The organism is Treponema sp. TIM-1, from assembly GCF_046533115.1.
Lineage (GTDB): Bacteria > Spirochaetota > Spirochaetia > Treponematales > Breznakiellaceae > JAIRMO01.
Genome location: NZ_JAJQRC010000023.1, coordinates 28,513 through 42,367, shown reverse-complemented (window position 1 = coordinate 42,367; position 13,855 = coordinate 28,513). Strand labels below are relative to the sequence as shown.

Here is a 13,855-nt window from a genome sequence, read left to right as displayed (position 1 = left end):
GCCCCTTGGGGCGGAACCAAGGGTATGTACCCTGAGTCAAATACCTTATGAGAACAACATACCCCGACCGCTTGCGGCGGGGTTGTTGATTTAATCCCCCCGCAATGCTATAGTAAACTCCAACGATACCGTGCGGCAGAGCCGGGCGGCGGGGTAGTACGCTTTCCGGATGAAAGGACAGGACATGGATTACAAACAAGCCGGGGTTAATATTGAGGAAGGGTACCGGGCGGTGGCGAAATACCGGGACCTGGCCGCGGGAACCACCAATGCGGCGGTGATCAATGGGATAGGCAGCTTTGCGGGAATGTTCTCCCTTAAGGAACTGATAAGGGCCGGCGCCGGAATGGAAGATCCGGTGCTGGTCTCGGGCACCGATGGGGTTGGTACCAAGCTGGAACTGGCCTTTAAGCTGAAAAAATATGATACCGTGGGCATTGATTGTGTGGCCATGTGTGTAAACGATATCCTCTGCCACGGAGGGCGGCCCCTGTTTTTTCTGGACTACATCGCCTGCGGCAAACTTGATGCGGAGGTGGCGGCGGAAATCGTTACGGGGGTGGCTGCCGGCTGCCGTGAAACCGGGAGCGTCCTCCTGGGGGGGGAAACCGCGGAGATGCCCGGTTTCTACGAAGCGGGCAAATACGATATCGCGGGATTTGCCGTGGGTATGGTTGACCGGAAAAATATCATAGACGGAAGCAGGATACAAGCGGGGGATACCCTCGTGGGAATTGCCTCATCGGGGCCCCACTCCAATGGGTTCAGCCTTATCCGTAAGGTCCTTCCCGATTTGCATGAGGATTTTGGCGGTATGCCCCTGGGAATGGCCTTGCTGGAGCCGACCCGGCTGTACGTAAAACCCGTGCTGGCCCTGCTGGAGCAGATGGAAGTCCGGGGTATGGCCCATATCACCGGGGGGGGCTTTTACGAAAATGTCCCCCGGATGTTTTCCCGCCCCTTGGATGCGGTCTTCGGCATCCCCCCTGCCAAAGCAGCGGGGACCGGTAACGCCTGGACCATTCCCCCTGTTTTTGCCCGGATCGCCTGGGGAGTGGCCGGCGGCGGCTCTACCGGCCCGCAAGCCCAGGAGGCGGGGGCGGAACTGCTGGAAACGGATGAAGCCCTGCGAAAATTAATGTTCAACACCTACAATATGGGGATAGGTTTTGTCCTGGCCCTGGCCCCGGAGGACAGCGGCAGGGCGATAGATTTTCTCGACCGCCGGGGGTATCCCGCCTGGGAAATAGGGACGGTCAAGGCCGCCCGGGGTACTACCGGAGCCGTGGCTTTTGTCTAACCCGCCTGTTTCCGGCCGGGGGCCGGTGGATATTTTGGTCCTGGTTTCCGGGAGCGGTACCAACCTCCAGGCACTGATCGATGCGGAAAAACAGGGCCGGCTGGGTCCCGGGCGGGTGGCTATCGTGGTTTCGGATCGTCCCCAGGTTTATGCCCTTACGCGGGCGGCGGCCGCGGGGATCCCCACCCTGACGGAACCGGTGAATCCCCTCCTCGCCCCAAAGGAGCGGCGGCGGGATCTTTCGGATCGGCTTCTGGGGATAGCCCGGGAGCGGAAGATCGGCCTGGTGGCGCTGGCGGGTTTTCTCTCGATTCTTGAGGGGGACTTTATCCAGGCCTATGGGGGCAGGATCATCAACCTGCATCCAAGCCTGCTGCCAAAGTTTGGCGGGCCGGGCATGTACGGCCTCCGGGTTCACCGGGCCGTGCTGGCGGCAGGGGAAAAAGAGTCGGGCTGCACCGTACACCTGGTTGATGCGGGGACCGACACCGGGCCGATCCTCCTGCAGCGGAAGGTCCCGGTCCTTCCCGGGGATACCCCGGAGGGGCTCGCGGAACGGATCCATGGGGAGGAACATATCGCCATAGTTGCGGCCGCGGCCATGATGGCGGAAAAACTTACCATTTGAGGGAGAATGCATGAAACAACGGGCACTGATCAGCGTCTTTAACAAGGACGGTATCCTGGAGCTGGCTTCGTTTTTGGCCGGATCAGGGTGGGAGCTCCTTTCCACCGGGGGAACCGCAAAATATCTGGAGGAACATCAGCTTCCTGTTACGGATGTGGCGGCGGTGACCGGATTTCCCGAATGTCTGGACGGCCGGGTAAAAACCCTGCATCCCGCGATTCACGCCGGACTCCTCGCCCGGCGGAATGAAAAATCCCACCTCGACACCCTGGAAAAGTTGAAGATTTCTCCCATTGATTTGGTCTGTGTGAACCTCTACCCTTTTTTTGAAAAGGTCCAGGCCGGACTTTCCCTGGAGGAGACCGTGGAGTTCATCGACATCGGGGGACCCACCATGCTCCGTTCGGCGGCGAAAAATTACCGGGATGTGCTGGTCCTTACCGACCCGGCGGATTACGGGGACCTTATCGCCGGCCTCAAAGCGGGAACCCTCAGCGCGGAATTTCGCAAGCGCCTGGCGGGAAAGGTCTTTGACCTTACCTCCGCGTATGACGGGGCCATTGCCCGGTACCTCCTGGATGAGAAATACCCGGAGTATCTGCCCCTTTCCCTCCGCAAAGCCCAAACCCTGCGGTATGGCGAAAACGGCCACCAGGGGGCTGCCCTTTATTTAAACACCGACCGCCCGGGGGCGCTGGGGGCCATGGAACAACTCCACGGCAAGGAACTCAGTTACAACAATATCCGGGATCTGGATCTGGCCTGGAAAGCGGTGTGCGCCTTTGGCCTGGGGGCGGATCATACCAAGCCCCAGGGGGAGGAAGACCTGGAGCGGCTGTTACCGGAGCTTTCGGCTGCGGCCAGGGGGAAATCCCCGGTCTGTTGTGTGGCAATAAAACACAATACCCCCTGTGGAATAGCCCTGGGGAATACCCTGGGGGAGGCCTACGAAAAAACCTATGCCTGCGATCCGGTTTCCATCTTTGGGGGTATTGTCGCTTCCAATGTTCCGGTGGACGCTGCTACCGCGGAAAAACTGGGGGAACTTTTCCTGGAAATTGTGGCTGCGCCGGATTTTGAGGAAGACGCCCTGGAGATCCTCAAAAAGAAAAAAAACCTCCGGATCATCCGCGCCCCGGCTGCTCCCCGGGAGCAGGTGGAATATGCTGCCATTGACGGCGGCTTATTGGTGCAGGACGTAAACCGCCGGCTCCTGGAAAAATGGGAGGTGGTTACCAAAACAGCCCCCCTTCCTGAGGACAGGGAGGATATGATCTTTGGGATGCGGGCGGTGGCCTATGTTAAGTCCAATGCCATAGTGGTGGTAAAAAATCAGGCCGCGGTGGGCATAGGGGGAGGCGAAACCAACCGGATTTGGGCGGCGGAGCTGGCCCTGAAACGGAGCGCCCGGCTGATCGCCGCTGCTGCCGAAGCCGGGAAAGACGACGGCGTCCCCGCCCGGGTTCTGGCTTCGGATGCCTTTTTCCCCTTTCCGGATGTGGCCGAGGCCGCGGCTGCGGCGGGGATCAAGACCATCATCCAACCCGGGGGCTCCCAGAATGACAAGCTTTCCATTGAAACCTGCGATAAGCTGGGGCTTGCCATGGTTTTTACCGGGATCCGGCATTTTAAACATTAGCGGCCAAGGCTTTCGACTGGCGCTATTATAGGAAAGGTAGTATGAAGGTTTTGATTATCGGTTCAGGGGGAAGGGAACATGCCATTGCCTGGAAGTTGGCCCAGTCGGATAGGATAGACCGGGTTTTTGTCGCCCCTGGAAACGGCGGTACCGCCGGAGAAGCCAAATGCGTCAACCTTCCCGTTTCCGATGAGGCTGCCCTGGCCGCCTGGGCCCGGCAGGAGGGGATAGACCTTACCGTGGTAGGCCCCGAGGCGCCTTTGGCGGCAGGGGTGGTGGACCGGTTTCGCGCCGCGGGGTTAACTATCGTAGGCCCCGACAAAAACGCCGCCCGGCTGGAGGCAAGCAAGGGCTTTGCCAAGTCTTTTATGGAAAAGTACGGCGTCCGGGCGGCCCGGAGCACAACCTTTACGGATCACGGCGCGGCCGTAGCCTACGGGGCAAAACATTTTGCCCGGGATAACCCGCCCCCCCTGGTGATCAAGGCCGACGGCCTTGCCGCGGGCAAGGGGGTGATCATCGCCCTCAGTCAGCGTGAGGCGGAGGACGCCCTAAAGGCCTTTATGCGGGAGAGCACCCTGGGCGAGGCGGGGCAAACCGTGGTGCTGGAGGATTATCTTGCGGGCCGGGAAGTATCGATCCTGGCCGCGGTGAGTTCCGCGCCGGGAAAGGCCGGTGGGGCCATCCTTCCCTTTGTGTCCGCCCGGGATCATAAACGCCGTTTTGAGGGAGGGCAGGGACCCAATACGGGGGGTATGGGGGCCATTGCCCCGGTGCCGGATTTTTCCCCCGCCGCCCAAGAGGATTTCCGGCGGGCCATCCTGGAGCCGACCCTCCAGGGTATGGAACAGGAAGGGATGGATTACCGGGGGTTTATCTTTTTCGGCCTCATGGTCAGGGAAGATCAATGTTTTCTTTTAGAGTACAATGTGCGGTTGGGGGATCCCGAGACCCAGGCGGTGCTTCCCCTTTTGGAATCGGATCTGGGGGAATTGTGCCTTTCCATGCTTGACGGAAGCCTGGGGAGTTTTTCCCTGCGCTGGAAGCCCGGCGCGGTTTACGCGCCGGTGGCGGTCGCCGGGGGCTATCCCGGTTCCTACCGCAAGGGGGACCCCATCACCATAGACCGGGAGGTCCTCGCCAAAACCGGGGCCCGGCTTTTTATCGCCGGGGCATCGACCGGCGATGCAGGGGACCTGTATACTGCCGGAGGCCGGGTCCTGGCACTATCCGCCTGGGGCAGCGACGGCGATGAGGCTCATGCCCGGGCCTACCAGGCCATAGAGGCCGTGCACTTTAACGGCATGGCCTTCCGCCGGGACATAGGCCGTGAATAGGGTGTTAAATGAGGCTGCTTTAGAACCTCAGTTTTTAAATTAACTCAAATTAATAGTAAAGGGGAGCGTTTTTATGGAAGAGATAATCAAATTTTTGCAGGACCAGCAGGTTTTTTTTCTTGCCACTACCGAGGGGGATCAACCCAGGCTGCGTCCCATGGGAGCGGTGATGGAATACAAAGGTAAACTCTACCTTTGTACCAATAACCAAAAGGAGATGTACAAGCAGATGAAAGCCAACCCCAAGGTGGAGCTCGGCGCCTGTTCACCGGAGGGGCAAACCCTCAGAATCTCCGGAGTGGTGGCCTTTGATACTTCCCGGGAGGCAAAAGAAAAGATCCTGGAGGCGCTCCCCAGGATAAAGCAGATGTATTCCGTGGATGACGGTATATTTGAAGTTTTCTATTTTGAGCAGGGAACCGCGGTTTTTAGCGATATGCAGGGGGGCAGGCAGGAGATCCGGTTGTAAGCCGGGGCCTTAGCGCTTTAGCAGATACAGGCCCAGCGCCGATGCCATGAGGGCATGCACATAGGGGGGGCTGCCCATGTCCTTGAGCGCCTCGTTCTCCGGGATAATTTCCACCGCTATATATTCATCCTCGTCTAAATGCCGGGTCTTCCGGTATTCCAGGGATTCGGCTAAAAAAAAGTGAACCCGGTTCGACATGAGCGCCGGATTTGGGCGCATCTCCCCGATTTTCCGTATTTTTCCCGGCGCATAGGCGGTTTCTTCCTCCAGTTCTCTGGCTGCCGCCGCTGCGGGATCTTCCCCCGGCTCTACAACGCCCCCGGGAAATTCAAGGCTCAGTTCCCGGGAACCATGACGCCATTGCCGGACCATGACAAAGGCCTTTCCCTGCTCCGTTTCTACCACCGGAATGACAATGGCCCAATCCGCGGCCTCCAGTACGGTAAAACCCTTACGCTCCCCCTCCGGGGACAGGCTGGAAGTCTCATGAATCGAAAATACCGGACAGGTAAAAACCTGCTTCCGGCTCTGTTCCTTCCAGATAAGATGACCAGTATCCATAGTATCCTTTTGGCCGGAATCCGGGGAACCATCGTTCTTTCCCCCATTCCGTAGCCATAGATGAATATACTTCATATCGTTGGGTCCGTCAATTTAGCGTGCCAGGCACCGGAGATTGGCAAACAGCTAGCCTGAACCTGCCACACCCCAAAAAACCTTTTGACAAGATCGATCCTTGGCTTTATGCTAAGAGAAGGGAGCATAAACGACGTGGCTTTAGCGGCGCCCTAAAGGAGTTTGCGATGGCGATTATTACGATTTCCCGTGAATTGGCAGCCATGGGAGATGAAACTGCCCATGAGCTGGCGAAACTTTTGAATTACCGTTTTGTGGATAAGCTGAGCCTGGAGGAACGGATAAAATCTTACGGCGTGGCGGATCGGAAATTTGAAAAGTACGATGAACGGAAGCCGTCCCTTTTTGCGTCCCTATCCCAGGACCGGGATGATTATCTTCATTATTTAAAAACCGCGATCTTTGCCGAAGCCGGAAGCGGAAATTGTGTTTTTATCGGCCGGGGAGCCGGGGCGGTCTTTAGAAACATACCCGGAGTCTTGTCAGTCTTTCTGGTTGCCCCCGGCGAAATACGGAATGAGCGGGTAAAGAGTTATTTCCACTGCGATGACCGGCGGGCCCGGCAGATCATTGAGCAAAGCGATCAAAACCGTGTGGGATTTCACCGTTATTTTTTTGATATTGATTGGCGATCCCCGGACAATTACCATCTTACCCTGAACACCGGTTATTTATCGCCGGCGGCATGTGCGGAACTCATCAAAAACCTCCTGGAAAAACTGATCTCCGAGGAAATAGAGATCCAAAACCTCCGGAAACTCCGGGAATTGATCCTGTCGCAGCGGGTGGTTCATCATATTCTCTATGAAAAGGAAATACCGATCCATTTCCTGGAATCTTCATCTTCGGAAAACGCGGTAACCCTGTACGGCGTTGCCAGTTCCCAAGCCCTGGTGGAAGCGGCGGTTTCTTCCGCCCGGGAAGTCCCCCCGGTGGCCGATGTGCGGTCAGAGATCCAGGTGGTTCAGGAATACAGTGTGATGCCTTAGTACCTAAGCCGGTACAACCAAAGAGATGTAACCACGAACCGGGGGGAATAATTAACCACGAACTACACGAACCACACGAACAAAGAGGAAGGAGGAGTTAGAAGTTAGGAAATTTGGTACTGGATATTGTTTAGATGATTAATTACGAACAAAAGCATGATCTTAATGAAAAGTTCGTGTGGTTCGTGGTTTTTTCGGTCCTTTGTTGAAACTGAGAATTGCCCGGACCGAGGGAGGGGTTCTTGTCAGGCTGCCTTCCAGCAGGTATAGTTACGTTATGGAATTCTTGAAGCGTACAACCACGTGCGGCGCCCTGGGTAAGGCCGATGTAGGGAAGAAGGTGATCCTCAACGGCTGGGTACACCGAAAACGGGATCACGGGGGAATTTCCTTCATTAACCTTCGGGACCGGTATGGGATAACCCAGGTGGTGGTGGATGCCGCCGGGGAGACCGGAGCGGAAAAGGAATTGGCCCGTATCGCCGGGGAACTCCGGAACGAGTATTGTATCGCCGTGGAAGGGATCGTCCGCCCCCGGCCCCCCTCGATGGTGAACCCTGAAATGGCCACCGGTGAAATTGAAGTGGCCGCGGAAAAACTCCTTGTGTTAAACCGTTCCGAGGTACTTCCTTTTCAAATTGATGAAGAATCCGACGCCAAAGAGGAAACCCGCCTTACCTACCGGTACCTGGATCTCCGATCCGGGGGCATGCAGCGGCGGATCCGGCTCCGCAGCGAGCTGTGTTTTGCGGTTCGGGAGTGGATGACTTCTCAGGATTTTTACGAAATTGAAACCCCCACTTTTATCCGCTCCACCCCGGAGGGCGCCCGGGATTACCTCGTACCCTCCCGGCTCTATCCGGGGAAATTTTATGCCCTGCCCCAATCCCCCCAGCTCTACAAACAGATCCTCATGGTGGCGGGATTTGACAAGTATTTCCAGATTGCCCGCTGTTACCGGGATGAGGATGCCCGGGGGGACCGGCAGCCGGAATTTACCCAGATTGATATCGAAATGTCCTTTGTGAGCCGGGAGGATGTCCTGGCCGCGGCCGAGGGCCTTTTGGGTTATGCCTTTAAGAAAACCCTGAACCGGGAACTTCCCCCCCATTTTACCCGGCTGACCTTTGAGGAGGCCCTGGAACGTTACGGTACGGATAAGCCGGATCTCCGTTTTGCTATGCCCCTCCAGGACTTTGGTCCCTATACGGCGGAGGGAGGGTTCCAGGCTTTCAAGGACGCCCTCACTGCCGGGGAAGCGGCCAAGGCTGCCGCGGCCACCCGGGGTATCACCCAAAACAGCGGCGGCGTTAAAGCCCTGGTGGTCCCCGGAGAACTTATGGGCAAGGCGGGGAAGGGCCCCTATTCCCGGAAGCAGATCGAGGAGCTTGAGGCCCAGGCGAAGATCTACCGGGCCAAGGGCCTGGCCTGGATGAAGGTGGCGGGCACCGAAGAGGCCCCGGTTCTGGAAGGGGGGGTCTCCAAGTTTTTTGGAGACGGAAGTTCCGGCGAAAACGGGTTGGCCCAAAGGATCCTCTCCGGATTGGGAGCCAAGCCCGGGGACCTGATCCTGATCACCGCCGATGCCGACCGGCGGATCGCCAACATCGCCCTGGGGGCGGTACGGTCCAAGCTTGGCCGGGACCTGGGCCTTTTGGACCCCGGCCGTTTTGAGTTTGTCTGGATCCTGGACTTTCCCCTCTTTGAATTTAATGACGAGGAAAACCGCTGGGAAGCGGCCCACCATATGTTCTCCTATCCCCAGGAACAGTACCATGCCACCCTGGAACAGGACCCCGGAGCGGTCAAGGGGGATCTCTACGACCTGGTCCTTAACGGTTTTGAACAGGCTTCGGGTTCCATTCGTATTCACGACCCGGAATTGCAGCAGCGGATCTTCAGCATTATGGGCTTTGACCCGGAGGAGGCGGAGCAAAAGTTCGGCTTCCTTACCGGGGCGTTTAAATACGGCGCTCCCCCCCATGGAGGTATCGCCCTGGGACTGGACCGGCTGGTGATGCTCATGGCCGGGGAAACTTCGATCAAAGAGGTGATCGCCTTCCCGAAAAATTCCTTTGCGGTGAGTCCCATGGACGACAGCCCCGGGGAGGTGGATCCCAAACAACTGGATGAACTCCACCTGGCGGTGGTCAAGCCCCCTGAAAAAAAGCCGTGAAAGAATATCTGGACCTTTTGTGGACCTTCTTTAAAATGGGATGTCTTACCTTTGGCGGGGGGTATGCCATGCTTCCCGTGATTGAGCGGGAACTGGTGCGGCATAAGGGCTGGGCTACCATGGACGAGGTGATGGATTATTATGCCATAGGCCAGGTTACCCCGGGGATTATCGCGGTAAATGTATCTACGTTTATCGGATGCAAAAAAAAGGGTATCCTGGGAGGCATCGTGACCACCCTGGGGTTTGTGCTTCCTTCCCTTATCATTATTACGGTCATTGCCGCGGGGCTGCAAAATTTTTCCGAATCCGAGGTCGTCCAGCATGCCCTCAAGGGGATCCGGGTGGCGGTGGGGGCGCTTATCCTGGATGCGGTCCGCAAACTCTTTAAGGGGGCGGTGAAGGATTTCAAGGCTTTGGCGCTTTGCCTCGTGGTTTTCGGCCTTTCGGCGTTTTTTAAGATCTCCCCGGTACCGATGGTGATAAGCGCCGGCCTTGCGGGGTTCCTGCTCTACCGGCCCCGGAACAAGCGCCCTGCCACGGGACCTTCCAATTCCGGGGAAGGGGCACCGTGATTTTTCTCATCCTCTTTGGGGAATTTTTCAAGATCGGTCTTTTTGCCGTGGGCGGCGGACTCGCGACCCTGCCCTTCCTCTACCGGCTGGCGGACCACTACGACTGGCTGAGTTACGAGACCATCGCCGATATGATCGCCATCTCCGAATCCACCCCCGGCGCCATCGGGGTGAATATGGCCACCTATGCGGGGTTTCAGGCCGCGGGTATCGCCGGGGCGGTGATCGCTACCCTGGGGCTGATCACCCCTTCGATTATCGTAATCCTCATCGTGGCCCGGATCCTCACCGCCTTTAGGAATAGCCCGGTGGTGGCTTCGGTTTTTCAGGGCCTTCGTCCCGCGGCCACCGGGCTCATCGCCGCCGCGGGCTTGGGGGTTATCCGGCTTTCCCTGTATAGCGGTCCGGCCCCCCGCTGGTATGACCGGATCCACTGGCCGGAACTGGCCCTGTTTGTCCTGCTGTTTCTGCTTATCTATCGCTTCAAAAAGCATCCGGTGTGGTACATCCTGGCCGCAGGGGCCGCGGGGATAGTTTTGGGTTTGTAACGCATGGTTAACAGCGGGCAGTAGCGCTGAAAACTATGCTGCTTTGGCATAGGACTTGAAAAATAGGGGTGACGTTTCGAACAAAAGGAGCGTGTTTTTCGGGTGATTCGTGGTTAATGAAGAACCCAGGAGCAAGCTCCGGGGTATGGTCTCCGTCTTCCAATCATCTTGGGGGCCGCAGATGTTCCGCCAGGAGTTTCTTTTTGTCCTCGGGAATGGGGATGCTTTCCCCCTTAATAAAATCATAGTGGACAATCACCGCCGTACCCTTGGTACAGAACCGCCCTTCCTGCCAGGCTTCATGGCCCACCGTAAAAGATTTGGTTCCTATCCGTTCCACATAGGTTCTGATTTCCACATCATGGTGAAAGAAAAGCTGGTCCAGAAAATCGTAGTCCGTGTGGGCCATGATCAGGGTCCAGTCCTGGTGGGAAAGGCTCAAGGTGGGACAAAAGATACGGAACAGGGGAGTCCGGGCCGATTCGAACCAGATCGCCAGAATTACGTTGTTGATATGCCCCAAGCCGTCCACATCCCCAAACCGGGGACTTACCGTCGTCGAAAACATAAAAAACTCCAAAAGAAATCCCGATAATCGGAATTTTTGTCTAAAAGTTCGGCCGTCAAACTTTCCCGGAATCCCCATATAAAATGAAGAACCGGTTTCAAAACTCAGGTGGGTTTTTACGACCCCCTCTATTTAGACCCGCGCAGGCAAAACAGGTTGCAAAATGACCTGCCGGGTCCCCCTGTTCGAAGGGAAAGGAGGGGGTACCGTGTCGGCAGCGGCTTGTCGCAGGATAAAATTAGTTCATCCTTTACCGGCGCTCCCCTTGCTCTTAATTGTTGGTAGGGGGCTTTTTCCCCCGGACCGCGGGTTTTGGGGCGTTTGTTATGGCCCCGGATTCGGTCCGCGGCGGTTTTTCCCCGGTCCCGTAGTAGGCGTCCCGGTAGAGCTGTTTTATTTCGCTCAGCAGGGGGTAACGGGGGTTGCCGCCGGTACATTGGTCGTCAAAGGCCTGCATGGACATATCCTCCAGGATATCCAGGAAGGCTTTTTCCTCGATACCGATGTCCCGGATGGTGGGGGGAATCTCCAATTCCTTTTTTAAAGCCTCCAGGGCCGCCAGGTATTTTTCCACCTTGTCCTCCGGGGTTTTGCCCCCCAGCCCCAGGTAGTCCGAGATCCGGCCGTACCGGTCTATGGCCACGGGGTACTTGTATTGGGGGAAGGTCGCCTGTTTCCGGGGGGCGTCCACCGCGTTGTACCGGATCACATGGGTAAGGAGTACCGCATTGGCCAGGCCGTGGGGAACGTGGAAGGCGGAACCCAGCTTGTGGGCCATGGAGTGGCAGACCCCCAGCATGGCATTGGCAAAGGCCATCCCCGCCATGGTGGAGGCATAGTGGACCTTTTCCCGGGCCTTGGGATTTTTCGCCCCCTCCTGGTACGCTCCGGGGAGGTACTTAAAGAGGAGCCGCAGCGCTTCCAGGGCCAGGCCGTTGGTGAACTCCGTGGCAAAGACCGACACATAGGCTTCGGTGGCGTGGACCACAGCGTCCAGCCCTGAATAGGCGGTAAGGCTTTTCGGCATATTCATGATAAAGTCCGGGTCCACAATGGCCATGTCCGGGGTCAGGGTATAATCGGCGATGGGGTACTTGATGTTCTTTTTTTCATCGGTGACCACCGCAAAGGGGGTTACCTCGGAGCCGGTCCCGGAGGTGGTGGGGATCGCCACGAAGATCGCCTTTTTCCCCAATTCGGGGAATTTGTAGATCCGCTTCCGGATATCCATAAACCGCATGGCCAGTTCCCCAAACTGAACCATGGGTTGTTCGTACATGAGCCGCATGATCTTGGCGGCGTCTATGGGACTACCGCCCCCCAGGGCGATCACCACATCGGGTTTAAAGATGTTCATGATATCCACCCCCTTGTAGATGGTGGCCAGGTCCGGGTCGGGGCGGACATCAAAAAAGATCTCGTATTCGATCCCCATGCTTTGCAGGGGGACGGTTACCCGGTTCACAAACCCCGCGTCGAAAAGGTATTTGTCGGTAACGATAAACGCCCGCTTCCTGCCCCGGAGATCCCGGAGCCCTTCGGAGACGGCGTTTTGTTTGAAATAAACCTTGGGCGGTACCTGGAACCACAACATGTTTTCCCTCCGCTCGGCAATGGTTTTTACATTCATCAGATGTTTCACCCCCACGTTTTCGCTGATCGCGTTCCCTCCCCAGCTTCCACAGCCCAGGGTAAGGGAGGGCTCCAGCTTGAAATTGTAAATATCCCCGATGGCCCCCTGGCTGGCGGGCATGTTGATAAGCACCCGGCCGGTGTTCATCATCTCCCCATATAACTTGATCCGGTCACGGTTGTGTTGATCCGTGTACAGTACCGCGGTGTGCCCCAGCCCTTCAAGCTGGATCTCCTCCCGGGCGATCCGGCAGGCGTCGTCAAAATCCCGGGCGCGGAACATGGCCAGCACCGGGGAGAGTTTTTCGTGGGCAAAGGGTTCGTTGGGGGAAACCTCGTTGATTTCCGCGATGAGGACCTTGGTTTCCTCAGGGACCGTGATATTCGCCATGGCGGCGATTTTATAGGCCGGCTGCCCTACAATATCCGCGTTGACCCTGCCGTCCTTCATGATCACCGCCCCGAGTTTTTCCTTTTCCCCGGGGCTCAAAATATAGGCCCCCCGGAGGACAAATTCTTCGGTCACCTGCTTGAACACCGCATCCAGGATGATCACCGACTGCTCGCTGGCACAGATCATCCCGTTGTCAAAGGACTTGCTCATCAGGATGGAACTCACCGCCATCTTGAGGTGGGCGGTCTCGTCGATAATCGCCGGGGTGTTCCCCGCCCCTACCCCAATGGCGGGTTTCCCCGAGGAATAGGCGGCCTTGACCATGCCCGGCCCCCCGGTGGCCAGGATCAGGTTCAGCCCGGGGTGGCGCATCAGGGCCGAGGAAAGCTCCACCGTGGGTTCGTCGATCCAGGCGATCACGTCCTCGGGGGCGCCGGCCTTGACCGCCGCGTCCCGGACGATCCGGGCGGCCTCCACGGTGGCCTTTTTAGCCCGGGGATGGGGGGAGAAGATGATGGCGTTCCGGGTTTTCAGGGTGATAAGGCTCTTGAAAATAGCGGTGGAGGTGGGGTTGGTGGTGGGGACTATCCCCGCGATAAGACCGATGGGTTCGGCGATCTTCACGATCCCCGCCTCGCTGTCCTCCTCAATGATACCGCAGGTTTTTTCCGCCGCATATTTGTTGTAGATGAATTCCGAGGCAAACTGATTCTTGATCACCTTGTCCTCGAAAACCCCCATGCCGGTTTCCTCCACCGCGAGTTTGGCCAGCTTGAGCCGGTTCTCGCTAGCCGCCTGGGCGGCATGGCGGAAGATAACATCCACCTGGGCCTGGGTGTATTCGGCGAATTTCCGCTGGGCCGCGGCCACCCGCACCACCAGTTCGTTTAATGCTTCCTGGGTACTTATTGCCATACAATGCTCCGTTTAAATATAGATAGAAATATATCGATATATTTCTATC

Annotated in this window: 12 protein-coding genes; 9 read left to right on the top strand and 3 right to left on the bottom strand. The window is 57.4% G+C overall.

The window, feature by feature from the left end; translation table 11 throughout:
* Positions 1 to 184 precede the first annotated feature (184 nt).
* From purM to LQZ21_RS09660, 5 genes are all read left to right on the top strand, one after another.
* Positions 185 to 1,300: a phosphoribosylformylglycinamidine cyclo-ligase gene (gene purM / locus LQZ21_RS09680; protein ID WP_411044127.1), complete on the top strand. Its 1,116-nt coding sequence runs from the start codon at positions 185 to 187 to the stop codon at positions 1,298 to 1,300.
* Positions 1,293 to 1,928 carry a phosphoribosylglycinamide formyltransferase gene (gene purN, locus LQZ21_RS09675; protein ID WP_486401691.1) on the top strand — a complete coding sequence of 212 codons (636 nt, stop codon included), beginning with the start codon at positions 1,293 to 1,295 and terminating at the stop codon, positions 1,926 to 1,928. The genes purM and purN overlap by 8 nt, the downstream gene beginning before the upstream one ends.
* A 10-nt stretch (positions 1,929 to 1,938) precedes the next feature.
* Complete coding sequence (purH, locus tag LQZ21_RS09670) at positions 1,939 to 3,567, top strand: bifunctional phosphoribosylaminoimidazolecarboxamide formyltransferase/IMP cyclohydrolase (protein ID WP_411044125.1); 1,629 nt, start codon at positions 1,939 to 1,941, stop codon at positions 3,565 to 3,567.
* 41 nt (positions 3,568 to 3,608) lie between these two features.
* Positions 3,609 to 4,904 (top strand): phosphoribosylamine--glycine ligase, encoded by a 1,296-nt coding sequence (purD, locus tag LQZ21_RS09665; protein ID WP_411044124.1) that lies wholly within the window; start codon positions 3,609 to 3,611, stop codon positions 4,902 to 4,904.
* 73 nt (positions 4,905 to 4,977) lie between these two features.
* A complete protein-coding gene (locus tag LQZ21_RS09660) occupies positions 4,978 to 5,373 on the top strand; it encodes a pyridoxamine 5'-phosphate oxidase family protein (RefSeq protein ID WP_411044123.1) in 396 nt (131 codons plus the stop codon).
* Positions 5,374 to 5,382: 9 nt separating this feature from the next.
* On the opposite strand, the gene LQZ21_RS09655 is transcribed toward LQZ21_RS09660, so the two are convergent.
* Positions 5,383 to 6,009: an NUDIX hydrolase gene (locus tag LQZ21_RS09655; protein ID WP_411044122.1), complete on the bottom strand. Its 627-nt coding sequence runs from the start codon at positions 6,007 to 6,009 to the stop codon at positions 5,383 to 5,385.
* 167 nt (positions 6,010 to 6,176) lie between these two features.
* Here LQZ21_RS09655 and LQZ21_RS09650 point away from each other — a divergent pair, with 167 nt between their 5' ends.
* From LQZ21_RS09650 to LQZ21_RS09635, 4 genes are all read left to right on the top strand, one after another.
* On the top strand, positions 6,177 to 6,998 hold the full coding sequence (locus LQZ21_RS09650) for a cytidylate kinase family protein (RefSeq protein ID WP_411044121.1): 822 nt from the start codon (positions 6,177 to 6,179) through the stop codon (positions 6,996 to 6,998).
* A 277-nt stretch (positions 6,999 to 7,275) separates the two neighbouring features.
* Positions 7,276 to 9,174: an aspartate--tRNA ligase gene (aspS, locus tag LQZ21_RS09645; RefSeq protein ID WP_411044120.1), complete on the top strand. Its 1,899-nt coding sequence runs from the start codon at positions 7,276 to 7,278 to the stop codon at positions 9,172 to 9,174.
* A complete protein-coding gene (locus tag LQZ21_RS09640) occupies positions 9,171 to 9,749 on the top strand; it encodes a chromate transporter (RefSeq protein ID WP_411044119.1) in 579 nt (192 codons plus the stop codon). The genes aspS and LQZ21_RS09640 overlap by 4 nt, the downstream gene beginning before the upstream one ends.
* The gene (locus LQZ21_RS09635; RefSeq protein ID WP_411044118.1) at positions 9,746 to 10,297 is read left to right on the top strand and encodes a chromate transporter; all 552 of its coding nucleotides are present in this window, start codon (positions 9,746 to 9,748) and stop codon (positions 10,295 to 10,297) included. The genes LQZ21_RS09640 and LQZ21_RS09635 overlap by 4 nt, the downstream gene beginning before the upstream one ends.
* Positions 10,298 to 10,460: 163 nt before the next feature.
* On the opposite strand, the gene LQZ21_RS09630 is transcribed toward LQZ21_RS09635, so the two are convergent.
* A complete protein-coding gene (locus LQZ21_RS09630) occupies positions 10,461 to 10,865 on the bottom strand; it encodes an acyl-CoA thioesterase (protein WP_411044117.1) in 405 nt (134 codons plus the stop codon).
* A 271-nt stretch (positions 10,866 to 11,136) separates the two neighbouring features.
* On the bottom strand, positions 11,137 to 13,806 hold the full coding sequence (gene adhE / locus LQZ21_RS09625) for a bifunctional acetaldehyde-CoA/alcohol dehydrogenase (RefSeq protein ID WP_411044116.1): 2,670 nt from the start codon (positions 13,804 to 13,806) through the stop codon (positions 11,137 to 11,139).
* Positions 13,807 to 13,855 lie beyond the last annotated feature (49 nt).

Coding starts and splice junctions, on each gene's coding strand:
- LQZ21_RS09650 (WP_411044121.1), top strand. CDS start 6,177: ATGGCGATTATTACGATTTCCCGTGAATTGGCAGCCATGGGAGATGAA.
- purM (WP_411044127.1), top strand. CDS start 185: ATGGATTACAAACAAGCCGGGGTTAATATTGAGGAAGGGTACCGGGCG.
- adhE (WP_411044116.1), bottom strand. CDS start 13,806: ATGGCAATAAGTACCCAGGAAGCATTAAACGAACTGGTGGTGCGGGTG.
- LQZ21_RS09630 (WP_411044117.1), bottom strand. CDS start 10,865: ATGTTTTCGACGACGGTAAGTCCCCGGTTTGGGGATGTGGACGGCTTG.
- aspS (WP_411044120.1), top strand. CDS start 7,276: ATGGAATTCTTGAAGCGTACAACCACGTGCGGCGCCCTGGGTAAGGCC.
- purH (WP_411044125.1), top strand. CDS start 1,939: ATGAAACAACGGGCACTGATCAGCGTCTTTAACAAGGACGGTATCCTG.
- LQZ21_RS09655 (WP_411044122.1), bottom strand. CDS start 6,009: ATGAAGTATATTCATCTATGGCTACGGAATGGGGGAAAGAACGATGGT.
- purD (WP_411044124.1), top strand. CDS start 3,609: ATGAAGGTTTTGATTATCGGTTCAGGGGGAAGGGAACATGCCATTGCC.
- LQZ21_RS09660 (WP_411044123.1), top strand. CDS start 4,978: ATGGAAGAGATAATCAAATTTTTGCAGGACCAGCAGGTTTTTTTTCTT.